Here is a 25785-nt window from a genome sequence, read left to right on the forward strand (position 1 = left end):
GCCGGAGCCTCGCGCACAGCCGGTGCCTCGCACACAGCAGGCGGCGGCCGTGCCGCGTCCGTCCGGTCATTCCCCGCCCCCCTCCGCGGCGGCGCCCGCCTCGCCGGACACCGTGAACGGGAGGGACACCGCGCCCGGGAACAGCACGGGCGTCCGCAGCCGTACGTCCGCCTTCCACAGGTCGCCCGCCCTGGCGCAGGAGACCGCCGCGCCGGACGACCACTGCGAGGGCAGGTGCTCCGTCGCGGCGGACTGGCAGGCGCCTCCGGGATCGCCGTACTCCGCTGCGGAGGCGGCGGCGCGGGCCGCCTCGTCGGCCGCGTTGCCGGCCAGCGTGAAGGTGTAGCCGATCAGGACGCACTGCCACATGAGGGCGAGGACCGTCAGCACGATCGGCGCCATCCCGGCGAACTCGACCAGCACGGCGCCGCGGTCGCGGCCCGGGCCGCGGGATGCGCGCTGTGGGTGGGAGCGTATGCGCGTGCGGCTTGCGCTCTGGCCGGGTTCGCGCAGTTCCCCGCGCCCCTGATCTTTGCGCAGTTCCTCGCGCCCCTGATTTTTGCGCCGTTGCCCGCGCCCCGTCAGGGCCGTCACGGTTGGCGTCCCGGCGGCAGCGCCTGACGGCCGGCCGCCCCGCCCGGCGCGCTGCCCGGCGCGAGCTCCTGCGGTCCCGCCGTGCCGGACTCCGCGCGCGGCGACTCGGTACGCCGCTTCCCGCCGCGCCCGCGTTTCCGCAGCAGTCCGCCGCCCGAGCCGGTGCCGGTCTCCTGCGTGCCGTCCACGAGGCCGAGTTCACCGGCCAGCGCCCACAGGGCCTGCCGTACCTGGCCCCTGGGGTCCAGGTCCTGTACGCGGCCCGCGTCCACGGCCGTCTGCAGCTCCTTGAAGTGCGCGGGCACCGTCGTACGGGCGACGGGTGTGCCGACGATGCGCGTGATCAGCGGGGGCTGGATCTCCGTGCCGCGCGAGGCGCGGTTCACGACCGTGACGGTCTCCTCGGCCTTGCGGATCTGGAGCCGGTCCCAGAGCCGCACCATCCGCTTGGCCGCCCGTACGGACACCACGTCGGGGGTCGTCAACAGCAGCGCCAGGTCGGCCATTTCGACCACGGCGGCGTTGCCGGCGGCGAGCTGCGTACCGCAGTCGACGACCACCACGTCGTACCGGTCCCGCACCGCGCCGATGATCTGCCGTGCCGCCCGGTCGTCGACCTCCTCGCCGCGCTCGCCCTCGCCCGGGGCGAGCAGCAGGCCGAGCCCGGACTCGTGGAGGAACACGGCGTCCTGCAGCACCCGCGAGGAGATGTCGCGGATCCCGGCGAGGTCGACGACGGAGCGGCGGAACTGTACGTCCAGGTAGGAGGCCACGTCGCCGGACTGGAGGTCCATGTCGACGAGCGCTGCGGTACGGCCCGACGCCTTTGCCGCGAGCGCCAGTTGGGTGGCGGCGAGGGTGGTGCCCACGCCGCCCTTGGAGCCGGTGACGGCGACGACCGTGCCGCCCGCCGTACCGTCCTCGCCCTCCGCGGTGCCCGCGCCGCCGCCCGTGAGGTGTCGCCGTACGCCGGCGGCCCAGGCGGCGGCCGGGCCGACGCGTGCGGCGAGTTCGTCGTAGGTGAGCGGCAGGCCGACCACGCCGCGCGCCCCGGAGTCCATGGCGGCGGAGTACAGCGCCGGGCTGGTGTCGTGCGTGGCGAGGATGACGCCGACGCCGGGGAAGCGCAGGCCGATCTCGCGGATGAGCTCCAGCGCCGGGAGGGGGCCGATGAGTTCGTGGACGAGGACGACCTCGGGCAGCTCCGTCACCGACGCGGCGGCACACCGGTCGAGCAGGTCGAGGAGCTGCGTCGAGTCGGCTGCCGGGGCCGCCGGTTCGGTGTCCGGCAGCTGGCTGAGCAGGTTGACGACGTTGCGCGCGGCGTCGGCGTCGCTGACAGCGGGCTGGATGCGGGTGACCATCGGCTGACTCCGTCCTGTCCTGCTGCCGGGGCTGCTCACTTGTCCCCGGGAAGGGTGTAACTGCGCTCGCTGTCGGGGATCTGCGCGTCGTCGCCGGGGGCGACGAGGGCGAGCCGTACGTGCTCGGCGAACGATTCGGCGTACGCGACGCGCTGGGCGTCGAGGGTGGAGAGGGCGAACGTGATGGGCACGCCGTCGCGTTCACGCTCGCGGGAGCGCTGCGCGTCGTCGCCGCTGCCGCCGCCGTCCTTGAACGGGGTGAGCTTGCCGACGTCGATGACCTGGGCGCCGGTCACGATCACCTTGGACTGGGAGGGTGCCGCCGTCTTGGCGCCGGCCTGCTGCTCGCCCTCGAAGGTGGCGTAGATGTTGACGCGGCTGCCGGGGTTGATCTTCCCGGCGACCCCGGTCTCCGCGTCGATCATGATGGCGATCTCCTGCTGCCCCGGCTTCAGTTCGGGCCGGTCGGCCATCATGTCGGACTGCAGGAGCGAGCCCTCGCGCAGCGCGTTTGTGGCGATCTTCCCCTGCACGTCGCGGAGGTCGGTGACGGCGGTCGACGACAGCCACCGCTCCGGCATGCTGACCTTGCGGAACTGGCCGGCGCGCAGCGCCTTGTACGCGGGCACGTCCTGCTTCAGCTCGTACGCGGTCGTCTCCGGGCCGACCTTCGCCTGGACGTCCCTGACCAGTGCGAGCACGCCGGCGAACGCCGCGAGGGCGCACAGCACGGAGACGATGATGAGTATGACGCCGCGGCGCTGGCGTGAGTTCATTTACTGGAGACCTCTGGGATCGGCGACGACGGCGTTGCCGTGGTGGGCGGGCTGTGGGGGCGGTGTCGCGGGAGCGGCGTCCGTGAGGTGCCCGGCGGGCGTGCGTCCCGCTGCCGGTGTGCGCGCGGGTGCGGACTGCGGCGGCAGGGCGGGCGCGGCGCAGAACGCGCAGCGGTCGCCGATGAGTTCGAGCCCGCACCAGCGGCAGCCGTCCCGCCGTACGGAGGCGACGAGCTGCGACAGCACCGACACGTCGGGGATGGCCGCGGCGAACTCGATCAGCTTCCCCGTCCCCCACCAGCGCGGCGACTCCCCCGCGAGCCGGGTCTCCTCCACGGCCCTGGCCCGCCACTCCGGGGCGAGGGTGGCGGTCACCCAGTCGGAGGCGAGCTGTCCGCGGGCGACGGTGAGGGCCGTGGCGAACCGCGGCCCGGCGAGGGTGCCGCTGTCAGCCTGGCTGCCGACCCGTACGAGCTGGGGCGCGGGTGCCGCGAGGACGGCGAACTGGGCGCCGGGCATCCACGACTTGGCGTGCGCGGCCAGCGGTACATGCACACGGTCGAGTTTCGTCACGGAGTTCAGCAGGGCTCCGGCGTAGATGTAGTGCGTGAGCAGCCGCGCGGACGCGGCGAGCACGCCGGGGCTGAAGTCGCAGGCGGAGAGCTGCCGCAGCTGGCGTACGAGGACGGCCGCGCCGAGCGGCGGCAGCGCGGTCGGGACGATCGCGATGCGGTCGCTCTCCAGGACGGACCGGATGGCGTGCAGCCGGTGCAGGGAGGGGGTCGGCAGCGTGTCCGGGTGCACGACGACGAGATAGCCGTGGTGCTCGACGAGCGCGTACGTCTCCTCGAGCGCCGCGTCGAGGGGCTGCTCCTCGGGCGGCTTGAGCACATGCGCCCGCGGCGTGTCCGGGCCGGAAGCGGGCAGCATGTGGTCGCCGCTGGTCACCACCACCGCAGTGGACATCCCCGCCCCCTGAACGCTCCGGGTCCCAAGTACCCGATCTTGTCAGTGATCTGACGACATCACACCCTATAGCCGGGGCGTACGCCAGAGAACAGATCTCCGCGCACACCCATACCCGCACAGGGGGCGGCGCTATGCGGCCCGTACGGGAAGGCTCGCGCGGTATGTCTACGCCGAACAGACCGCCGGGGCTGCCGCGTTGAGGGGACGGTGATCAGAAGGTCTCGCGGAGCTGCTGCACGCAGACCACGACGAACAGCACGCCGGACGCGGCGAGCAGCACGTTGCTGAGGATGCCGTTGCGCCATTCCCGCGGGGTGCGCGAGGAGTTGAGCAGCCACAGCAGGGTGCCGGCCAGGAACGGCATGAAGAACGCGCCCAGCACGCCGTAGCCGATGACCAGGGCGAACGGCTTGTCGAGGAAGAGCAGGGAGATCGGCGGGAAGGTCAGCCAGAGCAGGAAAGCGCGGAACGGTACGGAGCGTTCGCGCTCGCCCGCGGCCAGCTCCGCCACCACGTCCTCGCCGGCGCCGCCGGCGCTCGCCCGTGCCGACCGGAACCGTGCGACGAAGTCGGCGAACATCAGGCTCACTCCTTGCCACACGCCGATCAGCGAACTGAAGGACGTGGCGAAGAAGCCGACGAGGAAGAGGTTCGCGGTGGCAGTGCCGTACTGCTTCTCCAGGATGCCGCCGAGGTCGACGAGGCCCTTGCCGTTGTCCTTGTCGGACAGCGCGATGTTGGAGGCGTGCAGCAGTTCCGCGCCGACGAACAGCATGGCGACGACGAAGATGCCGGTGGTGACATAGGCGACGCGGTTGTCGAGCCGCATCATCTTCATCCAGCTGCTGTCGGTCCAGCCCTTGGAGTTGACCCAGTAGCCGTACGCGGCCATCGTGATCGTCCCGCCGACGCCGCCGATCAGGCCGAGGGTGTAGAGCATCGAGCCCTTCGGCAGTACGGGCACGAGACCGGCCAGCGCGTCGCCGAGGTGCGGGGTGACCCGGATCGCCAGATAGACGACGATCACGAACATCACGCCGACCAGCACCGTCATGGCCTTCTCGAAGACGGCGTACCGGTTGAACCAGACGAAGACGAGCCCGACGAGCCCGCACAGCACGCCCCACACCTTGAGGTCGAGGAGGCCGGGGAACAGCGCGGCGAGCGGCAGGGCCGACGACGACATCGCCGTGGCGCCGTACATGAAGCCCCAGATGACCACGTAGATCGCGAAGTAGACGGTGGTCCACGGGCCGAGGGAGCGCCAGCCGTCGAACATGGTGCGCCCGGTGGCGAGATGCCAGCGCCCCGTGGCCTCGGCGAGCGCGATCTTCACGATGCAGCCGATGACGGCCGCCCACAGCAGCGTGTAGCCGAACTTGCTGCCGGCGATCAAGGTGGCGACCAGATCGCCCGCGCCGACGCCCGTCGCCGCGACCACGATGCCGGGCCCGATCATTCTCCAGCTGGGCTTGCGTACGGGCGGCGTACCCGTGTCGTCGTTCACCGCCGCCGCGCTGTCTTCCGTCGCCATCTCGCTGCCTCCGCGTCGGTCGCCGTCGTGACACCGGTCACGTGGGCGCATCAAACAGGTCGATCACGTTCCGCACAAGAGCGCGTGCGGCGAGCCCCCGGGCTCGGGTCACGGGCTGCTCACGATGTTGTGCGAATGCGGGCGGCCTGCCCGGGAGCCCGGGACAGGAGTGGCTAATGTGCCTCCTCTGAGGACTCGGGGCCGGCCTGCGGAGCCGGCACCGGCGGGGACGGCGGGGGCGTACGGGTGGGCGGGGACGGAACGGAACAGCAGTACTCGGGGCGCGTACGGCGATGGCTGCCGCGGTCCCGGCGCGGACGCGGTGTGCTCGCCGCCGTCCTGGCCGCGGCGCTCACGGCAGGCGGCCTCGGGATCGCGGGTGCGGCGGGCGCGGGGCCGCTGGCGAAGGAGCGGTACTGCTGGGGTTCCTGGGAGGAGGACAGCGGCCCGGGGTTCTTCGGTGACGACCCGCTGCACGCCGACTCGTCGTCCGGGCGCACCTCGTCGGGTACGCCGCCGGACGGGTCGCGCCCGCAGGGGAGTTGCAAGGTCGAGGTGACCGGAAGCGACACGTACAACGGGGAGACCGAGCCGACCGGCCAGAGCCTCACCGTCTCCTACCGGCAGCTGCCCGCCGCCGCGCGGGACCGCGCCGAGCTGATCGGGCGTTTCCTGACCACCGACAGCGCACCCTTCCCCGACGGGCTGCCCGGCCTCGTCGACGGCCGCCGCGCGCTGCTGGTGCTGCCCGAGCGGTGCGACGTCCGGGGGAAGCCGACGGTGGCGACGCTGGAGAGCGAGGAGCGCAACACGTACGGCGCGGCCGACTTCGGCGGCGCGGGCGGCATGGCGAAGCTGCTGGTGCAGGCCGTCAACACCGGTATGGCGCGGGCGGGTTGCGCGGGGTCGCGGCCGCTGCCCGCCGGGGGCCCGGTGTACGCGCTGCCCGACACCCGCTCCGTCGGGCAGGATACCGACTGCAACGTGCGCGGCATCCGTCTGGACCGCACCCGGGAGGAGCGGCTGGCGCGGAACGCGGTGCTCGGCGTCGCGAGCCCGCTCATGCGCTCCTGCCGCGTCTTCGAGCATCAGGAGCTGAGCGACGAGACCGTCGTCCTGGGGCTGCTCGCCGTCACCGACAAACGGCTCGGCCGGCTCTTCGACGGGCTCACCGGCGACAGTCCGCTCGGTCGCGGCTGGCGCGGTACGGGCGCGCGGGGCACGGACGCCGCCGGCACGGACTACGCGGCCGTCAGCGCACCGTGCGCGGGCCGGCCGGTGCACTTCCTGCTCACCCGGGACGGCGACACCGAGGCCGGCAGGCACTGGCAGCTGTACGCCAACGCCGTGGCCCAGCGCCTCGGTTGCCCGGCCATCGCACCCGGCGGCGGGAGCTCGGGCAGGGGCGGCGGGAACGGCGAGGGGGAGAACGCACGATGACGGACGAACCGTCCGGAGGACGCGGCCGGCTCCGCACCGCGCTGGCCGCCGCGCTCGCGGCCGCGCTGGTCGCCACGGGTGTGACCGCCTGGCAGACCGGCGCGCTCCCCCTGGGCGAACAGCGGCTCTGCTGGGGCGCGTTGGGCGAGAGCGAGGCCCGGCAGGCACTCGGTACGTGGGACGACGCCGAGGAGGACCTGCGGCACGCGGAGCTCCCGCTGCGGACGCCCCTGGGCGAAGGGCTGCGCGGCATCTGCGAGTTCGACACCGGCGGTACGGGAGTGCGCGCCCGTCTGCACCAGTTGGGCTCCGACGGCGACGACGACGGCACATGGGCGGACGAGTTCCTCTCGGCGCGGCTGACGCCGCTGGGCGGCGGCATGCTCGGCATGGCGTCGGACACCCGCGCCTGGCTGGCCGTCCCGGACGGCTGCCTCGGCCGGCGGGACGAGCAGAAGGGCCCCACAGTTGTCGATGTGTCGACGCGGACGTCGGAGCCGGAGGACCGGGTGCGCGCGGACGACAGACAGGCCCTCGCCCGGGTCGCCGCACGGCTGGTCAACGCGGCGCAGAAGCACGAGGGTTGCCCGCGGAGCGTCCCGGACCCGGCACCGCGCGCCTCGTACGAGCCGGAGCTCCTGCGGGACGGCGGGACGGCGGAGCTGTGCGGCATCGACGGCCTGCGGATGCCGCCCGCGCCGGGCGCGCGGCGCGACGGGGACGAGCAGGCGGACGAGGGAGAGGACGGGTACTCCGTACCCCTGCGCGTCTCCCGCCCGGGCGGCCCCGTCCGGACCTGCGAGGAGAGCGGCAGTTCGTCGCGTCTGCGGCTGATGACCGTCACCGACCCGCGGCTGGCGGCGGTCTTCGGGAAGGCCGCGCTGTACGAGGGCAACCGCGTCGAGACCGACGCCGGATACGGCTTCGTCCGCTCGGACCGGGCCGTCTTCCAGGCACACTGCCTGGACGGCACCGTGATCTTCTCCGGCGAACTGCCGTCCACGGAACGGACCCGACTCCCGGAGGTGTTCCGTGACTACGTCGCCGAGGAGAGCGAGCGGCTGGCCTGCGGACGCATCGACCTGAAGCTGCCGCCCGCCTGAACGGCGGCCCGCCGCAGAGGGCTTGAGGACGGCGGGCTTCCGTCACATCCCTTGACAAGTCCATTGGTCTGGACCACGTTGTACGACACGCGCTGGGGCCCCACGCGACGCACACAGCACCGCCCCTCCCCTCATGTCCCCCCACATCGGAGGCAGTTGTGGCACGCGCATCTTCCCCTGGACACTCCCGCGCCCCCCTCGTCGGACGCCCGCGCGTCGTCGCGGCCCTCGCCGCCGCGGCCCTCACGGCCACCGGGCTGTTCGCCGCCGGCACGGCCGACGCCGGCGAGACGGCACCGCGCGGTACGGGCGTCGGCGCCTCGGCGGTGCCGAAGCACGCCGTCACCGGCTACTGGCAGAACTTCGACAACGGCGCCACCAAGCAGAAGCTCACGGACGTCCCCAAGGACTACGACATCGTTGCCGTCGCCTTCGCGGACGCCACCGGCTCCCCCGGCCAGGTCGACTTCAAGCTGGACCCGGCGACGGGCTACGGCTCGGAGGACGAGTTCAAGGCGGACATCAAGTCCCTGCACGAGCAGGGCAGATCGGTGATCGTCTCGGTCGGCGGCGAGAAGGGCGCGGTGAGCGTCGGCGACTCGGCGTCGGCCGGCACCTTCGCGAAGAGCATCACCGGGCTCATGGACGAGTACGGCTTCGACGGTGTCGACATCGACCTGGAGAACGGGCTGCACTCGACGTACATGACGCAGGCGCTCAAGAGCATCCACAGCGCGAAGAGCGACGTCGTGGTGACCATGGCGCCGCAGACCGTGGACATGCAGTCGCCGCAGAACGAGTACTTCAAGACGGCCCTCGCCGTGAAGGACTTCCTCACCGTCGTCAACATGCAGTACTACAACAGCGGTTCGATGAACGGCTGCGACGGCAAGACGTACTCCCAGGGCAGCGTCGACTTCCTGACCTCGCTCGCCTGCGTCCAGCTGGAGGGCGGCCTCGACGCGTCCCAGGTCGGCATCGGCGCCCCGTCGTCGAGCAAGGCGGCGGGCTCCGGCTACGTCGAGCCGAAGGTCGTCACCGACGCGCTGGACTGTCTCGCCAAGGGCACGGGATGCGGCAGCTTCAAGCCCTCCAAGACGTACCCGGGCATCCGCGGCGCCATGGCCTGGTCGACCAACTGGGACGCCGCCAACGGCAACGCCTGGTCCAAGACGGTCGGTCCGCACGTCGACGCGCTGGGCTGACCGGTCCCGTACGGGGTGCCCCCACCGCCCCGTACGCACGGTGCCCCCGGACTCTCGTCCGGGGGCACCTCACTGCCCTGAACCACCGCTCTGCCGCTAGGACTTCGGCTTCGGGAGCACGCAGCCGGGGCGGTCGAGATCGACCTTGTTGCCGGTGCCCACGCACTGCGTCAGCGTGTACGTCTGCTGGCCGTACGCGATGCCGTGCCGGACCGTCACCCGGCCCTGCTTGTCAACCTCGCAGGGGTTGTCGAGCGTGCAGCGCTCGCCGCTCTCGTTACGGGTGTTGTTGATCCCGAGGATCTTGCCGGTCGCGTCGTCGATGACCGGGGAGCCCGACGTACCGCCCTTGGTCTTGCAGGCGGACGTGTAGCGCAGCGAGTCCTTCCACGTCCAGTGGTGCTCGCGCATCTTGTACACGAAGCCGTCGAGGCCGCAGGAGAAGGTCTCCTTCCAGTAGCCGGAGACCACGGTGATCGCCTTGCGCTTGACCGGGTGCTTCGCCTGTACGGTCAGCGGCTCGATCCCGTACTTGTCCTCGATCTGCTCGTACGTGGAGCCGAGTTCGTACAGCGAGACGTCGGTGTCCGTCATCGTCGCGTAGCTGATCTTGGTGGCGGTGACCTTGCCCGCGTCGCTGCCGTCGTCGTTCAGCAGCGTGAAGGAGCGGGCCGAGGGCTTGTCGACGACGACCTCACCGGGTCCCGGCATGCCCTCCTGCAGGCAGTGCCCGTTGGACAGCACGAGTCCGGGGTCGTCGGGTGCGGAGTCCGGCATCTTCACCAGCGAGCCGGAGCAGTTGCTGAGCGCGACGGTGCCCTCGAAGCCCGGCGTGGCCGCGGGCTTCTTGTCGAGGGCCGCCGCGGGTGACGCGGTCAGGCCCGCGAAGGCGATGGCCGCGGCGCATAACGCCGCGGCCGAGCCGGCGAGAGGTCTCTTCATGGGTTTCCTCTCCTACGGGAAGGAGTGGCCGGTGTGGCCCCGGGCATTCTTGGTCCCGGGGCCACACCCCCACAAGAGCGCCGCACAAAGCGGATGTCGGCCCTCCCGTACCGGCGCACGCGTACCCCGGCCGGAGCGGACCGGCCGGGGTACGCGCGGGGAGCGCCGGGGTCAGACGACGAGGCTGACGAGGGCCGCCACGACGAAGCCGGCGACGGACAGCACCGACTCCAGCACCGTCCAGGACTTCAGGGTGTCCCGTTCGGAGATCCCGAAGTACTTGGAGACCATCCAGAACCCGCCGTCGTTCACGTGCGAGGCGAAGATGGAACCGGCCGAAATGGCCATGATGACCAGGGCCGTTCCGGCCTGCGAGAACTCGCCGCCCTGCAGCATCGGGGCGACGATGCCCGCGGTGGCCACGATGGCGACGGTCGCCGAGCCCTGCGCGACGCGCAGCACCAGGGACAGCAGGTAGGCCAGCACGATGACGGGCAGCCCGAAGTCCTTGAAGGTGGCGGCGATCTCGTCGGCGACGCCGCTGCCCTCCAGCACCGCGCCGAAGATCCCGCCCGCGCCGACCACCAGCAGGATGTTGCCGATGGGCTTCAACGACGCGGTGGACACGGTCTCCAGGGACTGGCGGGACCAGCCGCGCCGGATGCCGAGCAGCCAGTACGCCAGCAGCAGGGCGAGGGTGAGCGCGACGAAGGGGTGGCCGAAGAACTCGATGACCGAGCGGACCGTGGAGGGGTCCAGCGCGATGGACGAGAACGTCGCCAGCAGGATCAGCACCAGCGGGGTGCCGATGATGGCGAGCACGGCGCCCAGCGGTACGGGCTTCTCGGTGGGCGTGCTGCCGGCGGCCCGCTGTTCGGCGGCGACGGCTGCCTTGGCCTCCTCGGCGGCCTCGACCATGTCCTGCGGCACGTCGACGAAGATGCGCTTGCCGATCCACGCCGAGAACACCCAGGCGGCGATGACGGCGGGGACGCCGCAGATGATGCCCATGAGGATGACCCAGCCCAGGTCGACGTGGAGCAGTCCGGCCGCGGCGACGGGGCCGGGGTGCGGCGGCAGGAAGGCGTGCGTCATGGAGAGGCCGGCCAGCAGCGGCAACGCGTACAGCAGCAGGGACTTGCCGGAACGCTTGGCCGCGGCGTAGACGATCGGCGCGAGGACGAAGATGCCGACGTCGAAGAAGACCGGGATACCGAAGATCAGGCCGGTGAGGCCCATGGCGAGCGGGGCGCGCTTCTCACCGAAGAGGTTGAGCAGCCGCGCCGACAACGCCTCGGCGCCGCCGGACACTTCGAGGATCGCGCCGAGCATCGTGCCCAGGCCGATGATGATGGCGACATGGCCGAGGATGCCGCCCATGCCGTCTTCGATCATCGAGACGGCTTCGGACTTCTGGACGGTGCCGAAGAGTTCGGTCACGGACAGGCCGGCGCCCAGGCCGACCACGATGGACACGGTGAGCAGCGCGACGAAGGGCTGCAGCCGCACCTTGATGATGAGGAAGAGGAGCAGCAGGATGCCCAGGGCGGCGACCGTCAGCAGGCCCGCGGTGCCGGGTATCAGGGCGAGCAGTCCGCCTGTGTGCGGTGGCGCCTTCTCTGGCGCCGGAGCGGCGAGCAGCATGGGGGGAACCTCATTGTTTCCGTGCTGGGGGAGATTTCGTGCAGGGGGGACCGCGGCACGGCGCCGTGCGGAGCGGCGCCGTGCCGCGGAGTGCGGCGGAGGGCTGGTGGGGGATCAACCCGGTGAGCCGGACCTTCCGTTGTTGACGGCTGGGGGACGACGGTCCGGCTCACGGCCGGTGCCGTTCCGTCAGCCGAGGACGGCGAGCGCGTCGACCTCGACGAGCAGGCCGGCGGGGAGACCGACGTACACGGTCGTCCGCGCGGAGGGGGCTTCCTTCAGGTCGGCGAAGTACTCGTTGTAGATCTCGTTGAACTCGGCGAAGTGCGAGGTGTCGGTGAGGAAGACGCGCACCATCATCACGTCGTCCCAGCTCGCGCCGCCCTCTTCGAGGATCGCCTTGACGTTGGCGAAGGTCTGCAGCGTCTGCTCGCGCAGGGTCGGGCCGACCGGAGTCGGGGCCTGGCCCTCGACGGCCTTGCCGAAACCGACCTGGCCCGCGACCTGGAGGATGTTGCCCTTCTTCACGCCGTGCGAGAACTTCGCCGGCGGCGTCGTGTGGGTCGACGGGGTGAGGGCGGTCTTGGCCAGCTTGTCGCTCATGGGGTGCACCTACTGTTCTTTCGGGTCCTTGGAGGGGGACTGCGGGGCGGTTCCCGCGTACTCGGCGCTGATGGCGTCGGCGGTGCGACGTACCTGCGGGACGAGTGCGAGGAGTTCCTCCGCGCTGACGACGACGTTCGGCGCGGAGACGGACATCGCGGCGACGGCACGCCCGTCGGTGCCCCGGATGGGGGCGGCGATGCAGTTGATGGACTCCTCGTGGCCACCGAGGTCGGTGGCCCAGCCCTGTTCGCGCACCTTCGCCAGCTCGGAGAGGAAGGCGGAGGCGTTGGGGGTCGAACGGGCCGTGTAATGGGGGTAGTCGAGCCGTTCGGCGACGGCGCGCCGCTCCGGCTCGGGGAGGTCGGCCAGCAGCAGCTTGGCCACGGCGGCGACGGTGATGGCGACGGGCTTGCCGATGCGGGAGTACATCCGCACCGGGTAGCGGCTCTCGACCTTGTCGATGTAGAGCACCTCGTTCTCCTCGTACACGGCGAGGTGAACGGTGTGGCCCGTCCTGTCGTTGAGTTCGCTGAGGTACGGGTGGGCGATCTCGCGCACGTCGAGATTCTCGACGGCCTCCTGCGCGAGCGCGAACAGCCGCGCGCCGAGCCGGTAGCGCTGGTCGGGCTGGCGGAAGACGATGCCGTGCTCGTGCAGCGTGCGCAGCAGGCGCAGCGCGGTGGACTTGTGCACGCCGAGCCGCTGGGCGACCTGCTCCAGGTTCGCCGGTCCCTCGGCGAGGAGGGGCAGGATGCTCAGTGCGCGGTCGACGGTCTGGCTCATGGGGCGCTCACCTTCTGTACGCTCTCGGTCGTCCAACCAGGGCCGAGACGCAGTGTGCCCCACTCCTGATCACCGAGCGCGGCCAGCTCGTCGGCCCGGTCCCGCGCGGGCGGCTCGGCGACGTCCCCGGCGACGGTGAGCGCGGCGGCCGCGGTGAGGTGCCCGTGCCGCAGCCGCTCCCGTACGGGCAGGCCGCGCAGCGTCGCGGAGAGGAAGCCCGCGGCGAACGCGTCGCCCGCGCCGACGGACGCGACCACGTCCACGGTGAGGGCGGGCACGAAGGTCACCTCGTCCTCCCCGCCGCCGCGGCGCGCGAACGCCGTGACGCCCTCGCTGCCCTGCTTGACGACGAGCACGGCGGGCTCCGGCAGCGCGGCGCGGACCGCGGCGGGCCCGCCGGTCACGCCCCAGGCGGCCTCCGCCTCGTCCTCGCCGACGAACACGAGGTCGGCGCCGCGGGCGAGATCACGCAGCACGTCGGGGCCCTCGGGCGCCGAACTCCACAGCCCCACGCGGTAGTTCACGTCGAAGGAGACGAGCGGCCGGTCGGGGCGCGGAGCCGCGAGCTTCCGCGTCAGGGCGAGGCACTCGGCGGACAGCGCGGGCGTGATGCCGGTCAGGTGCAGCACCCGGCCGGAGTCGGCGTGGTCGGGGTGCACCGTCGTCGGCGACATGGCGGACGCGGCGGAACCGGCGCGGTAGTAGACCACTTCGGCGACCGGCCCGTCCTCCGGGTCCGCTGTGCTCCCCTCGTCCTCGCCGAGGGTGGTGGCCCGCTCCCCCGACGTACGGAAGTAGATGCCGGTCGGCCGTGCGGCGTCGCGGCCCACGGCGGTGACGTCCACGCCGCGCGCGGCGATGGCCTCGACGAGGTGGTCGCCGAAGCCGTCGGTGCCGACGCGGCTGACCCAGCGGGCCGTGTGCCCGGCGCGCGCCAGGGTGCAGGCGACGTTGGACTCGGCGCCGCCGATGGCCCGTTCGAAGGCGGGTACGTCGGCGAGCCGTCCCGGCCGTGAGGGCAGGAACGTGACCATGGACTCCCCGAGGCAGACGACATCGACGTCGAAGTACGGGGTGCGGGTGCTGGTCACGATCGGTACCGCTCCTTGTCCATTGACCGGGTGTTCGCTCGGATGCTAGACAGCAGTAAGCGTCATACGCAATGGGCGCTGCAGAGAATGCAACATGATTTTTCTACGGAGTCTCCATGGCCGCCGCCCGCCTCGACCGTCTCGCCGACGACACCGTCGACCACCGCTTCAAGGGCCTCCCCCCGGACGCGGACGGTCTGACGGTCCGGGAGCTCGCGGCCGAGGGCCGCAACCTCTTCACCGGCGGCTTCACCACCCCCGTGCTCGCCCTCTCCGCCGAGCGGCTGGAGCACAACCTCGCGCTCATGGAGACCTACACCGAGCGGCACGGCCTGGCCTTCGCCCCGCACGGCAAGACCTCCATGGCCCCGCAGCTCTTCGCCCGCCAACTGGAGCGCGGCGCCTGGGGCATCACCCTCGCCGTGCCCCACCAGGTGCGCGTGGCCCGCGCGTTCGGCGTGCCGCGGATCTTCCTGGCGAACGAGCTCGTGGACGCGGCCGCGCTCCGCTGGCTCGCCCGCGAGCTCGACGCCGACCCGGACTTCCGCTTCGTCTGCTACGTCGACTCCGTGCGCGGCGTCGCGCTGATGGACGAGGCACTGCGCGCCGCGGGCGCCGGCCGCCCCGTGGACGTGGTGGTCGAGCTCGGCGCGGGCGACGAGGCCCGTACCGGCGTGCGCAACGAGAAGGAGTGCCGCGCGCTGGCCGACGCCGTCGCGGACACGGACACGCTGCGCCTGGTCGGCGTCGCCGCCTACGAGGGCGAGGTGCCGCAGGCCGACCCGGACAACGTCAGGGCGTTCCTGCGCCGACTGACCGCGCTCGCCGTGGACTTCGACGGCGCGAAGCGGTTCGCCGGCCTCGGCGAGGACGAGCAGATCGTGGTCAGCGCGGGCGGCAGCGCGTGGTTCGACGCGGTCGCCGAGGTCTTCGGCGAGCTGCCGGAGCTGTCCCGCCCCTCCCTCAAGCTGCTCCGCTCCGGTGCGTACGTCTCGCACGACGAGGGCCAGTACCAGAAGGTGACGCCCTTCAACCGCGTCCCCGAAGAGGGCGCGCTCCAGTCCGCGTTCACCGTGTGGGCGCAGGTCGTGTCCCGCCCCAACGCCGGCCAGGCGTTCCTCAACGCGGGCAAGCGCGACGCCGCGTACGACCTGCACCTGCCGACCGCCCGGCTGATCCGCTCGGCCCGCGACGGCTCGGTCCGCGGCGCGGAGGGCGTCCACGTGACGGGCCTCTCCGACCAGCACACGTGGGTCCGCACGGACGAGGGCACCGACCTGGAGGCCGGCGACTGGGTCGGCCTGGGCATGTCCCACCCCTGCACCATCTTCGACAAGTGGCACCTCATCCCCCAGGTCGAGGAAGACGGCACAGTAACCGACTACATCCGCACCTTCTTCTAGAAGAAGTGCGGGCGCCGTCCGTCACAAGGTGTGGGCACCCGGCCGCCACACGGTGTGGGCAGCTGGTCCGCCCAAGGGGCGGAACGGGTGGGCACACCGGACCGCACCCGCGCAGGGAACGCACCCCGCACCCACGCAGGCGCCCCGCAAGGCGCGCGCCCCGCAAAGACGCGGCGGCACAGAAAGGCAACACGCATGGACCTGGTCATCAGGAACGCCCACGTCGTGGACGGCACAGGCACCCCCGCCTACCGCGCGGACGTGGCCGTCAGGGACGGCCACATCACGGAGATTCACCGCGAGGGCGAGGGCAAGCGCCCCAAGGGGAACCGCACAATCGAGGCCGAAGGCCTCACCCTCTCCCCCGGCTTCATCGACATGCACGCCCACAGCGACCTCGCCCTCCTCCGCGACCCGGACCACTCCGCGAAGGCCGCACAGGGCGTGACGCTCGAAGTCATCGGCCAGGACGGCCTGTCGTACGCGCCGGTCGACGACCGCACGCTCGCCGCGGTCCGCTCGGCGATCACCGGCTGGAACGGCCACGGCGACGACATCGACTTCAACTGGCGCTCGGTGGGCGAATTCCTGCAAAGGCTCGACACCGCCCACGGCGGCCACGGCACGGCCGTCAACGCCGCGTACCTCATCCCGCAGGGCACCGTCCGGATGCTCGCCGTCGGCTGGGACGACCGCCCCGCCACGCCCGACGAGGTGCGGCACATGCGGCAGTTGGTCGCCGAGGGCATGGAGCAGGGCGCCGTCGGCATGTCCTCGGGGCTCACCTATACGCCGGGCATGTACGCATCGGACTCCGAACTCGCCGAGCTGTGCCGCACCGTTGCCGCATACGACGGCTACTACTGCCCGCACCACCGCTCCTACGGCGCCGGTGCGCTCCAGGCGTACGAGGAGATGGTCGCGCTGACGCGGGAGGCGGGCTGCCCGCTCCATCTCGCGCACGCCACCATGAACTTCGGCGTGAACAAGGGCAAGGCGCCCGAGCTGCTCACCCTGCTGGACCGTGCGATCGGGGACGGCGCCGACATCACGCTCGACACGTATCCGTACACCCCGGGCTGTACGACGCTCGTCGCGATGCTGCCGAGCTGGGCGAGCGAGGGCGGCCCCGAGGCGATCCTCGGCCGGCTGGCCGACCCGGAGACCACTGCCCGCATCCGGCACGTCATGGAGGTCGAGGGCGCCGACGGCTGCCACGGCGTACCGATCGAGTGGGACGCCATCGAGATCTCCGGCGTCAGCAACCCGGACCTGGACTCCTACGTCGGAAAGACGGTCGCGCAGTCCGCCGCCGAGCGTGGCGAGGAGCCGTTCACCACCGCGCACCGGCTGCTCGTCGAGGACCGTCTGGGTCCGACGATCCTGCAGCACGTGGGCCACGAGGAGAACGTCCGGCAGATCATGCGCCACCCCGTGCACACCGGCGGCAGCGACGGCATCCTCCAGGGCGCCAAGCCGCACCCCCGCGCGTACGGGACGTTCCCGCACTATCTGGGCCATTACGTACGGGAGTTGGGCGTGCTCTCCCTGGAGGAGTGCGTCGCCCATCTGACCTCGCGCGCGGCCGCGCGGCTGCGGCTGCCGGACCGCGGTCTGGTGCGCGAGGGGTACCGCGCCGACCTGGTGCTCTTCGATCCGGACACGGTCGCGGCCGGCTCCACCTTCGAGGTCCCGCGCGCGCTGCCGACGGGCATCCCGCACGTCCTGATCGACGGCCGTCCTGTCATCGAGGACGGCAAGCGGACGGACGTACTGGCCGGCCGCTCGGTACGCCGCGCGGCCTGACCACCACAGCCTGACCCGCACAGCGGAAGGGGCGCCCCGCCGGGGGCGCCCCTTCTCGTGTTTCCGTACGTTCTCGCAGGTCAGTGGTGCTGGTACGCCACCATCGAGATCGCCACGTAGTGCACGATGAACGCGGCCAGCGTGAACGAGTGGAACACCTCGTGGAAGCCGAACCAGCGCGGCGAGGGGTTGGGCCGCTTGATCCCGTAGATGACGCCGCCCGCGCTGTAGAGCAGCCCGCCGACGATCACGCAGACCAGTACGGCGACGCCGCCCTTCTGCATGAAGTCCGGCAGGAAGAAGACGGCGGCCCAGCCCATCGCGAGATAGCAGGGCGTGTAGAGCCAGCGCGGCGCCCCGACCCAGAACACCCGGAAGGCGATGCCCAGCACGGCGGCCGCCCAGATGCCCCAGAGCAGCAGGTCACCCTTGCCGCCCGGGAGCAGCAGGATGGTCAGCGGGGTGTACGTGCCCGCGATGATCAGGAAGATGTTGGCGTGGTCGAGCCGCCGGAAGACGGCGTTCACGCGTGGGCTCCAGTTCCCCCGGTGGTAGAGGGCGCTGATGCCGAACAGCAGACATGCGGACAGCGTGAAGACCGCGCAGGCCACCCGCCCGCGAGTGCTGCCGGCGAGCGCCGTCAGGAAAATTCCGGAGACCAGGACAGCAGGGAACATCCCGGCGTGCAGCCACCCGCGCAGCCGCGGCTTGATCAGCTGCGGAATCGACGGAGAGGCGTCATCGGCCCCGTGATCGTCGGGCGCCGCACGGGAGTTGGGAATGTACTGCTCCTGCTGAGCGGGATCGGCGGGAGTCATGGGCGCCATCGTACCTACGCGCGCGTAGGTTACGGGACCCTCCGAGACCCCTACAGCACACAGGTGCGAGTGGCGTGGGACACACCATTCCCATCTGGACACGAGTCCTCTAGGGTCGGATGATCAAATGAGCAACCGCGACACCGGATGAGCAGACACCGTCCCACGAACGCATCCGGGTCGCTGCCCCCAAGGGGCGTGCTGAGCGACCGACAGACCGAGTGGCCAACAGGCTGAGTGGCCGAAAAGAAAAGCGGATACATGTGCAGGTATCCGCCGAAAAACACAACCGACTGGAGCGATCGTGGCGCGTACAGCGGCTCCCACCACCCTCACCCCCGCCCCGACCAACCACCAGGAGCTGGTCTCCTGGGTGAACGAGATCGCCGCCCTGACCGAGCCCGCGCGCATCGTCTGGTGCGACGGTTCGGAGGCGGAGTACGAGCGGCTGTGCGAGGAGCTCGTCGCCCAGGGCACGTTCAGGAAACTCGATCCGGTCAAACGCCCCAACTCGTACTACGCGGCCTCCGACCCGAGCGACGTCGCCCGCGTCGAGGACCGCACCTTCATCTGCTCCGAGAAGGAGGAGGACGCGGGGCCGACCAACCACTGGAAGGCTCCGGCGGAGATGAAGGAGCTCTTCAAGGGCTCCGGCGGTGAGGGCGGCATCTTCCGCGGCGCGATGCGCGGCCGCACCATGTACGTCGTCCCGTTCTGCATGGGCCCGCTCGGCTCGCCGCTCTCGGCGCTGGGCGTGGAGATCACCGACTCCGCGTACGTGGCCGTCGCGATGCGCACCATGACGCGCATGGGCCAGGACGTGCTCGACCAGCTCGGCGAGGACGGCTTCTTCGTGAAGGCCGTGCACAGCGTCGGCGCCCCGCTCGCCGAGGGCGAGAAGGACGTGCCGTGGCCGTGCAACAGCACCAAGTACATCTCGCACTTCCCGGAGACCCGCGAGATCTGGTCGTTCGGCTCCGGCTACGGCGGCAACGCCCTGCTCGGCAAGAAGTGCTACGCGCTGCGCATCGCCTCCGTGATGGCGCGCGACGAGGGCTGGCTCGCCGAGCACATGCTCATCCTGAAGCTGACGCCCCCGCGCGGAGAGTCCAAGTACGTTGCCGCGGCGTTCCCTTCGGCCTGCGGCAAGACCAACCTCGCCATGCTGGAGCCGACCGTGCCGGGCTGGACGGTCGAGACCGTCGGTGACGACATCGCGTGGATGCGCTTCGGCGAGGACGGCCGGCTGTACGCCATCAACCCGGAGGCCGGCTTCTTCGGCGTCGCCCCGGGCACCGGCGAGGACACCAACGCCAACGCCATGAAGACCCTGTGGGGCAACTCGGTCTTCACCAACGTCGCCCTCACCGACGACAACGACGTCTGGTGGGAGGGCATGACGGAGGAGAAGCCCGCCCACCTCACGGACTGGAAGGGCAACGACTGGACGCCGGACTCCGACGTCCCCGCCGCCCACCCCAACGCGCGCTTCACCGTGCCGGCCGGGCAGTGCCCGATCATCGCCCCCGAGTGGGAGGACCCGCGCGGCGTCCCGATCTCCGCGATCCTCTTCGGCGGCCGCCGCGCCTCCGCCGTCCCGCTGGTCACCGAGTCCTTCGACTGGCAGCACGGCGTCTTCCTCGGCGCCAACGTCGCCAGCGAGAAGACCGCGGCGGCCGAGGGCAAGGTCGGCGAGCTGCGCCGCGACCCGTTCGCGATGCTGCCGTTCTGCGGCTACAACATGGGCGACTACTTCGCCCACTGGGTCAACATCGGCAAGAACGCGGACCAGTCGAAGCTGCCGAAGATCTACTACGTCAACTGGTTCAAGAAGAACGACGCCGGCAAGTTCGTGTGGCCCGGCTTCGGCGAGAACAGCCGCGTCCTGAAGTGGATCGTCGGCCGTCTGAACGGCGAGTCCGAGGGCGTCGAGACGCCCATCGGCATCGTCCCGCCGAAGGAGGCCCTCGACACGGAGGGCCTGACGCTCACCGACGCCGAGCTCGACTTCATCCTCGAGGTCGACAAGGACGTCTGGCGCGACGAGGCGTCACTCGTCCCCGCCCACCTCAACACCTTCGGCGACCACACCCCAAAGGAACTCTGGGACGAATACCACGCCCTGGTAAACCGCCTGGGCTAAAACCAAGCTGCCCACACCACAAGGTGTGGGCAGCTGGTCCGCCCAAGGGGCGGAACGGGTGGGCACACCGGACCGCAAGCCGCGCAGGCAACGCACCCCGCCCCCAACGCAGGCGCCGGGGCGCAGCCCCGAACGTCACGCCACAGGCGAAAGCCCCAACGCCGCGGCATGAGCAGCAAGCCGCGCCTCCATGAGCTCAGCCGTCGCCACATCCCCCCGCGCCGTAGCCACATAAAGCGCACTCCCAGCAAGCATGTGCGCCCGCTGATGCAGCGCAGCAACATGCGCCGGCGCAGAACTCCGTACAGACGGCTCGGCCCTCAACGGCCGCCGCCCACCCCCGAGTTCGGCCGCGCGCTCGGCAAGCCGCGCGGCGGCCTCGTCCAGCCCGGGACCGGACACCGGCCCGGACTCCGGTCCGGGACCGGACTCCAGCGCCCGCAGCTCGTCCGTAACGGTCAGCAGCGCGGTCAGATGTCCGGCGAGCCGGATGTCGAGCTCTTCCTCGCGGCTCCGCTGCGGCAGCGGCTCGTCGGGGCGGGGGTCGGCCATGGTGTGGACCGACTTGGTGCGGATCGGTTCGTACATGGGATGGCCTCCTGCCTTCACGTGCAGGATCCCATCCTAACTTAGACTCGATCTAAAGTTGTCCCGCTTCAAGCAACAAGCGATGCGCGGTGGCCGCGGCCTCAGAACTGGCTGTAGCCGTCCAGGAACTGCCCGATCCGCGTGACCGCGTCCGCCAGCTCGTCCGCGGGCGGCAGGTTCACGATGCGGAAGTGGTCCGGCTCGGGCCAGTTGAAGCCCGTACCGTGCACGATCATGATCTGCTCCTGGCGGAGCAGATCGAGCACCATCTCCCGGTCGTCCTTGATCTTGTAGACCTTCGGGTCGAGCCGCGGGAAGGCGTAGATGGCCCCCTTCGGCTTCACGCACGTCACGCCGGGAATCTGCGTGAGCAGCTCGTACGCCGTATCGCGCTGCTCCAGGAGCCGGCCGCCCGGAAGCACCAGATCCTGGATCGACTGCCGGCCGCCCAGCGCCGTGGCCACGGCGTGCTGCGCGGGCATGTTGGCGCACAGCCGCATGTTGGCGAGGATCGTCAGGCCCTCGATGTAGCTGGAGGCGTGCGCCTTCGGACCGCACACGGCCATCCAGCCGCTGCGGTAACCGGCGACCCGGTACGACTTGGAGAGTCCGTTGAAGGTGAGCACCAGCAGGTCGGGCGCGATGACGGCGGTCGGCGTGTGCGTCGCGCCGTCGTAGAGGATCTTGTCGTAGATCTCGTCGGAGCAGACGATCAGGTTGTGCCGGCGCGCGATGTCCGTGAGGCCGCGCAGCATCTCCTCGTCGTAGACCGCACCCGTGGGGTTGTTCGGGTTGATGATCACGAGCGCCTTGGTGCGGTCGGTGACCTTCCGCTCGATGTCCGCGAGGTCCGGCATCCAGTCCGACTGCTCGTCGCAGCGGTAGTGCACGGCGGTGCCGCCGGCCAGCGACGTCGCCGCCGTCCACAGCGGGTAGTCCGGCGCGGGCACCAGGACCTCGTCGCCGTCGTCCAGCAGTGCCTGCATCGACATCTGGATCAGCTCGGACGCGCCGTTGCCCAGGTAGATGTCCTCGACGGAGAGGTCGATGCCCTGGGTCTGGTAGTGCTGCATCACCGCGCGGCGCGCCGCGAGCAGCCCCTTCGCGTCGCCGTAGCCGTGCGCCGTGCCGACGTTGCGGAGCATGTCCTCCAGGATCTCCGGCGGGCACTCGAATCCGAAGGCCGCCGGGTTCCCGGTGTTGAGCTTGAGGATGCGGTGACCCGCTGCTTCAAGCCGCATCGCCTCCTCGAGCACCGGACCCCGGATTTCGTAACAGACGTTGGCGAGCTTGGTCGATTGGATCACCTGCATGCGGCCACCTTACGGGCGCCTTGAGCGGCACGCCTCGTGTTTTGCCTCACCCCGGCCCGGCTGCGGAAACCGCAGCAGGACCGGGTCGAGGGGTCAACTGCGCAGCTCCTGCTGGAGGATCGCCGGGTCCGCCGTCGGCGCGTCGCACGTGAATCCGCGGCACACGTAGGCGGCCGGACGGCTGTCCAGCAACGTGCGGTGCTCCAGGAGGGGCACGTCCGTGTCCGCGTCCACCTCGCCGCATGCCACGACGGCACCCGGCGCCGTCGACAGCAGGGCCGTACGGTGCAGCGCCGCGGTCGCCGGATCGTCCTGCGGGCCGACGACGGCCACCTCGCGCGGCCCGTCCAGCACGGCCTCCGCCGCCGCCAGGCCCCAGCCGATGAACCGGGGCGCGCGGCCGGCGAGGGCCCGCACGATGCCGAGGGCGCGTTCCGCCTCCTCCCGGTGCCGGCTGCTGCCGGTGTACGCGGCGTACGACAGCAGCGCCTGCGCCGCCGCCGTCCAGCCCGAGGGGGTGGCGTTGTCGGTGGGGTCCTGCGGGCGGCGGATGAGCTGCTCGGCGTCGTCCGCCGTGTCGTACAGCGTGCCGTCGGCCGCGGCGAAGTGCGTGAGCACCACCTCCAGCAGGGTTCCGGCCCGGTGCAGCCAACGCGCCTCGCCCGTCACGGAGTACAGCGCCAGATAGCCCTCGGCGACGTCGCCGTAGTCCTCCAGCACGCCGGCGCTCGGGCCCGCCTTGCCGTCCCGCGAGGTGCGCAGCAGCCGGCCGCGGGCGTCGGTGTGCAGCTCGTCCAGCAGCCCGGCCGCCGTGGTGGCGGCCTCGGTCAGGTCGGGGCGCTCGAAGTAGGCGCCGGTCTCCGCGAGGGCGGCGATGGCCAGCCCGTTCCACGCGGCGACGACCTTGTCGTCCCGCTCGGGCCGGATCCGCTCCCCGCGCGCCGCGAGCAGCCGCTCCCGTACGGACGCCACCCGCGAGGCGTCGCCGAGCCGTTCCGCGCCCTCCAGGTCGGGCAGCTGGAGCACGGAGGCGCCCTGCTCGAAGGTGCCCTCCTCGGTGACGCCGAAGTACGCCGCGGCGAACTCGGCGTCGTCCGCGCCGAGCACCTCGGTGAGCTGCTCCGGCGTCCACACGTAGTAGGCGCCCTCGTGCTTGTGGCCGCTGCCGTCGTCGCTGTCGGCGTCCAGCGCGGACGCGAACCCGCCCTGCGCGGTGCCCAGTTCACGGACCATGAAGTCCGCGGTCTCCAGGGCGACGCGGCGGGCGAACGCCGAACCGGTGGCGCGCCACTGGTGTGCGTACAGCCGGCACAGCAGCGCGTTGTCGTACAGCATCTTCTCGAAGTGCGGCACGACCCACTCGGCGTCCACCGAGTAGCGGGCGAAACCGCCGGCGAGCTGGTCGTAGATGCCGCCGCGGGCCATCGCCTCACACGTGGACGTCACCATCTCCAGGGCGCCGTCGGACCCCGTACGCGCGTGGTGCCGCAGCAGGAACTCCAGCGCCATGGCCGGCGGGAACTTCGGCGAGCCGCCGAACCCGCCCCGTACGGCGTCGAATTCGCGGGTCAGCCCCAGCAGCGCCTCCCCCATGTCCTCCTCGCCCGGCACCTGCGGCGCGTCGTAGCGGATGCCGCGGCCCGCCAGATCCCGCGTGATCCTCGCCGCGACGTCCGCGACCTCGTCCCTGCGGTCCGCCCACGCGGTCGTGACACCCTCCAGTACCTGCGGGAAGGAGGGCATGCCGTGCCGCGGCTCGGGCGGGAAGTAGGTGCCGAAGTAGAACGGTTCGGCACCGGGGGTGAGGAACACCGTCATCGGCCAGCCGCCCTGCCCCGTCGCCGCCTGCACGGCCTCCATGTAGACGGAGTCGACGTCGGGCCGCTCTTCCCTGTCGACCTTCACCGTCACAAAGTGCTCGTTCAGATAGGCGGCGGTCGCCTCGTCCTCGAAGCTCTCGTGCGCCATGACGTGACACCAGTGGCACGCGGCATAACCGACCGACAACAGCACGGGCACATCGCGCCGCTCCGCCTCGTCGAACGCCGCCTGCCCCCAAGGCCACCAGTCCACCGGATTGTCGGCGTGCTGGAGCAGATACGGCGACTGAGAGTCGGCAAGACGATTCATACCGGCATCGTCGCAGAGGCGCTCCGCACCGCCCAAGCGCGGCGGGGCGCGTTCCGGGGGCGGGGTGCCGTACTGCCCCGGCCCCGCCGGAGGTCACCCGAAGCGCGCAGGACGACGCACGGTCCAATCGCTCAGCCCTTCGAGGGCGCAAGCCAGCCTCAGCAGGGTCGCCTCGTCCCAGGGTCCGCCGACCAGTTGGCTTCCGATGGGCAGCCCGTCGGGCGAGGTGTGGAGCGGCAGGGAGATCGCGGGCAGACCGGTGATGTTGCAGAAGGCGGTGAACGAGATCATCCGGTTCTCGGTCATCCGGAACCCGCCCGGATCGGCTGTGGCTTCGGCCAGGCAGTCTCCGGCCGGCGGAGGCGGGCAGGCGAGGGTCGGGGTGAGCAGCACGTCGAAGTCGCGGCCCCACTGGGCCCGGACCTCCACGGACTCCTGCTGCAACGCGGCGGCCGTCCGCGTGTACTCCCCCGAGTGGCGCGTCCTGGCGCGCTCCCTCCGGTGCCGCAGGTGAGGCTCGGCCAGCTCCGGGCGGTCGTAGGGCGCGGTCCACAGTGCCGCGTCCAGGACGGTCTGCGCGTACCCGAGGGCCGTCTCCTCGGTGAAGAAGCGCGGCGACACCGGGAAGACCGTGTGGCCGAGCGACTCCAGCAGCCTTCCGGTCTCCTCGGCCGCCGCCACGCACACCGGGTCCACCGACAGCCCGGTGGGTGCCTGGAGCAGGAGGCCCACCCGCAGTGGCGCACACTCCCGTCCCGCCTCCTCGGAGAACGGCCGCTCCGGCGCGGGTGCGCCGTACATGACGAGGCGGTCGGGCACGCTCATGACGTCCAGCAGCGCGGCCGCGTCCCGGACCGTCCGGGTGATCGCGCCCTCGACCGCGGCGTGTTCCCAGCCCGCCTGGTACTGGGGAACCCGTCCGCGGCTGGGCTTGAGCCCGACGAGTCCGCAGCACGACGCGGGCATCCGGATCGAGCCGCCGCCGTCGTTGGCGTGGGCGACGGGTACGAGCCCCGCGGCGACGGCGGCCGCGGCGCCGCCGCTCGAACCACCCGGCGAGTACGCGGTGTTCCAGGGGTTGCGGGTGATCCCGTAGCGGGAGCTCTCCGCGGCGGGCAGCATGCCCATGTCCGGGGTGCTGGTCCTGCCCATCAGCAGGAATCCGGCGTCCAGAAACCTGTGCACGACGGGGTCGGTGACCGTGCGGGGCGTGTCGTCGCACGCGAGGCTGCCGAACGTGGCGGGCTGCCCGGCAACTTGGTTCAGGTCCTTGATGGGGAGGGGCACCCCGTGGAAGGCGGGCAGTTCCCCACCCTCCATGACGGCCCGCTCCGCACTCAGCGCGGCCTTGCGCACCTCCTCGTCGTTGCGCCAGACGAACGCGGCGATCGCGGGATCGAAACGGTCGATGCGTTCCAGAAAGGTGTCGACGATCTCGACGGGGCTCAGCTCACGCCCGCGCACAGCCTCTGCCAGACGCACGGCGGAGTCGAACGGGTCCATGGGAGGGCTCCAATCTGAAGTCGAGTCAGC

19 protein-coding genes and 1 pseudogene are annotated in these 25785 nt (G+C 71.4%); 6 read left to right on the forward strand and 14 right to left on the reverse strand.

Features of this window, described 5'->3' with window-relative positions:
- Window positions 1–285: 285 nt before the first annotated feature.
- From AC3AGO_RS13870 to AC3AGO_RS13885, 4 genes and pseudogenes are all read right to left on the reverse strand, one after another.
- A pseudogene (locus AC3AGO_RS13870) lies at window positions 286–1958 on the reverse strand (CpaE/TadZ family protein); the annotation flags it as partial.
- Between the two features lie 35 nt (window positions 1959–1993).
- Window positions 1994–2734 (reverse strand): Flp pilus assembly protein CpaB, encoded by a 741-nt coding sequence (gene cpaB / locus AC3AGO_RS13875; protein WP_487820493.1) that lies wholly within the window; start codon window positions 2732–2734, stop codon window positions 1994–1996.
- Window positions 2735–3700 (reverse strand): hypothetical protein, encoded by a 966-nt coding sequence (locus AC3AGO_RS13880; RefSeq protein WP_487820494.1) that lies wholly within the window; start codon window positions 3698–3700, stop codon window positions 2735–2737.
- A gap of 214 nt (window positions 3701–3914) precedes the next feature.
- Complete coding sequence (locus AC3AGO_RS13885) at window positions 3915–5237, reverse strand: Nramp family divalent metal transporter (RefSeq protein WP_487820495.1); 1323 nt, start codon at window positions 5235–5237, stop codon at window positions 3915–3917.
- Window positions 5238–5561: 324 nt separating this feature from the next.
- Between AC3AGO_RS13885 and AC3AGO_RS13890 the strand changes: the two genes are divergently transcribed.
- From AC3AGO_RS13890 to AC3AGO_RS13900, 3 genes are all read left to right on the forward strand, one after another.
- Window positions 5562–6677, forward strand: a complete 1116-nt coding sequence (locus tag AC3AGO_RS13890; protein ID WP_487820496.1) for a hypothetical protein — start codon at window positions 5562–5564, stop codon at window positions 6675–6677.
- Window positions 6674–7780 (forward strand): hypothetical protein, encoded by a 1107-nt coding sequence (locus AC3AGO_RS13895; RefSeq protein WP_487820497.1) that lies wholly within the window; start codon window positions 6674–6676, stop codon window positions 7778–7780. Before AC3AGO_RS13890 ends, AC3AGO_RS13895 begins: the two co-directional genes overlap by 4 nt.
- Window positions 7781–7938: 158 nt before the next feature.
- Window positions 7939–8985: a chitinase gene (locus tag AC3AGO_RS13900; protein ID WP_487820498.1), complete on the forward strand. Its 1047-nt coding sequence runs from the start codon at window positions 7939–7941 to the stop codon at window positions 8983–8985.
- Between the two features lie 96 nt (window positions 8986–9081).
- Here AC3AGO_RS13900 and AC3AGO_RS13905 read toward each other — a convergent pair whose 3' ends face one another.
- From AC3AGO_RS13905 to AC3AGO_RS13925, 5 genes are all read right to left on the reverse strand, one after another.
- Window positions 9082–9927 (reverse strand): S1 family peptidase, encoded by an 846-nt coding sequence (locus AC3AGO_RS13905; RefSeq protein ID WP_487820499.1) that lies wholly within the window; start codon window positions 9925–9927, stop codon window positions 9082–9084.
- A 171-nt stretch (window positions 9928–10098) separates the two neighbouring features.
- A complete protein-coding gene (locus AC3AGO_RS13910) occupies window positions 10099–11571 on the reverse strand; it encodes a GntP family permease (protein WP_487820500.1) in 1473 nt (490 codons plus the stop codon).
- Between the two features lie 189 nt (window positions 11572–11760).
- On the reverse strand, window positions 11761–12174 hold the full coding sequence (locus tag AC3AGO_RS13915) for a RidA family protein (RefSeq protein ID WP_487820501.1): 414 nt from the start codon (window positions 12172–12174) through the stop codon (window positions 11761–11763).
- Window positions 12175–12183: 9 nt separating this feature from the next.
- Complete coding sequence (locus AC3AGO_RS13920; RefSeq protein ID WP_487820502.1) at window positions 12184–12960, reverse strand: IclR family transcriptional regulator; 777 nt, start codon at window positions 12958–12960, stop codon at window positions 12184–12186.
- Entirely contained in the window at window positions 12957–13994 is a 1038-nt protein-coding gene (locus AC3AGO_RS13925) for a sugar kinase (protein ID WP_487824654.1), read from the reverse strand. Before AC3AGO_RS13925 ends, AC3AGO_RS13920 begins: the two co-directional genes overlap by 4 nt.
- Window positions 13995–14167: 173 nt before the next feature.
- On the opposite strand from AC3AGO_RS13925, the gene AC3AGO_RS13930 reads away from it, so the two are divergent.
- Both AC3AGO_RS13930 and AC3AGO_RS13935 read left to right on the forward strand, forming a co-directional pair.
- A complete protein-coding gene (locus tag AC3AGO_RS13930; RefSeq protein ID WP_487820503.1) occupies window positions 14168–15454 on the forward strand; it encodes an amino acid deaminase in 1287 nt (428 codons plus the stop codon).
- 87 nt (window positions 15455–15541) lie between these two features.
- Window positions 15542–17260, forward strand: a complete 1719-nt coding sequence (locus AC3AGO_RS13935; RefSeq protein ID WP_487820504.1) for an N-acyl-D-amino-acid deacylase family protein — start codon at window positions 15542–15544, stop codon at window positions 17258–17260.
- Between the two features lie 80 nt (window positions 17261–17340).
- Here the strand turns inward: AC3AGO_RS13935 and trhA are convergent, their stop codons facing one another.
- Complete coding sequence (gene trhA, locus AC3AGO_RS13940) at window positions 17341–18078, reverse strand: PAQR family membrane homeostasis protein TrhA (protein ID WP_487820505.1); 738 nt, start codon at window positions 18076–18078, stop codon at window positions 17341–17343.
- Between the two features lie 304 nt (window positions 18079–18382).
- Between trhA and AC3AGO_RS13945 the strand changes: the two genes are divergently transcribed.
- Window positions 18383–20221 (forward strand): phosphoenolpyruvate carboxykinase (GTP), encoded by a 1839-nt coding sequence (locus AC3AGO_RS13945; protein WP_487820506.1) that lies wholly within the window; start codon window positions 18383–18385, stop codon window positions 20219–20221.
- Window positions 20222–20356: 135 nt separating this feature from the next.
- Here AC3AGO_RS13945 and AC3AGO_RS13950 read toward each other — a convergent pair whose 3' ends face one another.
- The 4 genes from AC3AGO_RS13950 to AC3AGO_RS13965 all read right to left on the reverse strand — a co-directional run bounded on the left by AC3AGO_RS13950 (window position 20357) and on the right by AC3AGO_RS13965 (window position 25755).
- Window positions 20357–20809 (reverse strand): SCO4983 family protein, encoded by a 453-nt coding sequence (locus tag AC3AGO_RS13950; RefSeq protein ID WP_487820507.1) that lies wholly within the window; start codon window positions 20807–20809, stop codon window positions 20357–20359.
- A gap of 101 nt (window positions 20810–20910) precedes the next feature.
- A complete protein-coding gene (locus AC3AGO_RS13955; RefSeq protein ID WP_487820508.1) occupies window positions 20911–22122 on the reverse strand; it encodes a pyridoxal phosphate-dependent aminotransferase in 1212 nt (403 codons plus the stop codon).
- Between the two features lie 93 nt (window positions 22123–22215).
- Entirely contained in the window at window positions 22216–24252 is a 2037-nt protein-coding gene (locus AC3AGO_RS13960; RefSeq protein WP_487820509.1) for a thioredoxin domain-containing protein, read from the reverse strand.
- A 93-nt stretch (window positions 24253–24345) separates the two neighbouring features.
- Window positions 24346–25755: an amidase gene (locus AC3AGO_RS13965; RefSeq protein WP_487820510.1), complete on the reverse strand. Its 1410-nt coding sequence runs from the start codon at window positions 25753–25755 to the stop codon at window positions 24346–24348.
- Window positions 25756–25785 lie beyond the last annotated feature (30 nt).

It is taken from the genome of Streptomyces sp. BL1 (genome assembly GCF_057628045.1).

What these genes read in the sequence shown, in the direction of transcription:
- cpaB (WP_487820493.1), bottom strand. Translation starts at nt 2,734, where the DNA reads ATGAACTCACGCCAGCGCCGCGGCGTCATACTCATCATCGTCTCCGTG.
- AC3AGO_RS13880 (WP_487820494.1), bottom strand. Translation starts at nt 3,700, where the DNA reads ATGTCCACTGCGGTGGTGGTGACCAGCGGCGACCACATGCTGCCCGCT.
- AC3AGO_RS13885 (WP_487820495.1), bottom strand. Translation starts at nt 5,237, where the DNA reads ATGGCGACGGAAGACAGCGCGGCGGCGGTGAACGACGACACGGGTACG.
- AC3AGO_RS13895 (WP_487820497.1), top strand. Translation starts at nt 6,674, where the DNA reads ATGACGGACGAACCGTCCGGAGGACGCGGCCGGCTCCGCACCGCGCTG.
- AC3AGO_RS13905 (WP_487820499.1), bottom strand. Translation starts at nt 9,927, where the DNA reads ATGAAGAGACCTCTCGCCGGCTCGGCCGCGGCGTTATGCGCCGCGGCC.
- AC3AGO_RS13910 (WP_487820500.1), bottom strand. Translation starts at nt 11,571, where the DNA reads ATGCTGCTCGCCGCTCCGGCGCCAGAGAAGGCGCCACCGCACACAGGC.
- AC3AGO_RS13915 (WP_487820501.1), bottom strand. Translation starts at nt 12,174, where the DNA reads ATGAGCGACAAGCTGGCCAAGACCGCCCTCACCCCGTCGACCCACACG.
- AC3AGO_RS13920 (WP_487820502.1), bottom strand. Translation starts at nt 12,960, where the DNA reads ATGAGCCAGACCGTCGACCGCGCACTGAGCATCCTGCCCCTCCTCGCC.
- AC3AGO_RS13925 (WP_487824654.1), bottom strand. Translation starts at nt 13,994, where the DNA reads ATGGTCACGTTCCTGCCCTCACGGCCGGGACGGCTCGCCGACGTACCC.
- AC3AGO_RS13930 (WP_487820503.1), top strand. Translation starts at nt 14,168, where the DNA reads ATGGCCGCCGCCCGCCTCGACCGTCTCGCCGACGACACCGTCGACCAC.
- trhA (WP_487820505.1), bottom strand. Translation starts at nt 18,078, where the DNA reads ATGACTCCCGCCGATCCCGCTCAGCAGGAGCAGTACATTCCCAACTCC.
- AC3AGO_RS13950 (WP_487820507.1), bottom strand. Translation starts at nt 20,809, where the DNA reads ATGTACGAACCGATCCGCACCAAGTCGGTCCACACCATGGCCGACCCC.
- AC3AGO_RS13955 (WP_487820508.1), bottom strand. Translation starts at nt 22,122, where the DNA reads ATGCAGGTGATCCAATCGACCAAGCTCGCCAACGTCTGTTACGAAATC.
- AC3AGO_RS13960 (WP_487820509.1), bottom strand. Translation starts at nt 24,252, where the DNA reads ATGAATCGTCTTGCCGACTCTCAGTCGCCGTATCTGCTCCAGCACGCC.
- AC3AGO_RS13965 (WP_487820510.1), bottom strand. Translation starts at nt 25,755, where the DNA reads ATGGACCCGTTCGACTCCGCCGTGCGTCTGGCAGAGGCTGTGCGCGGG.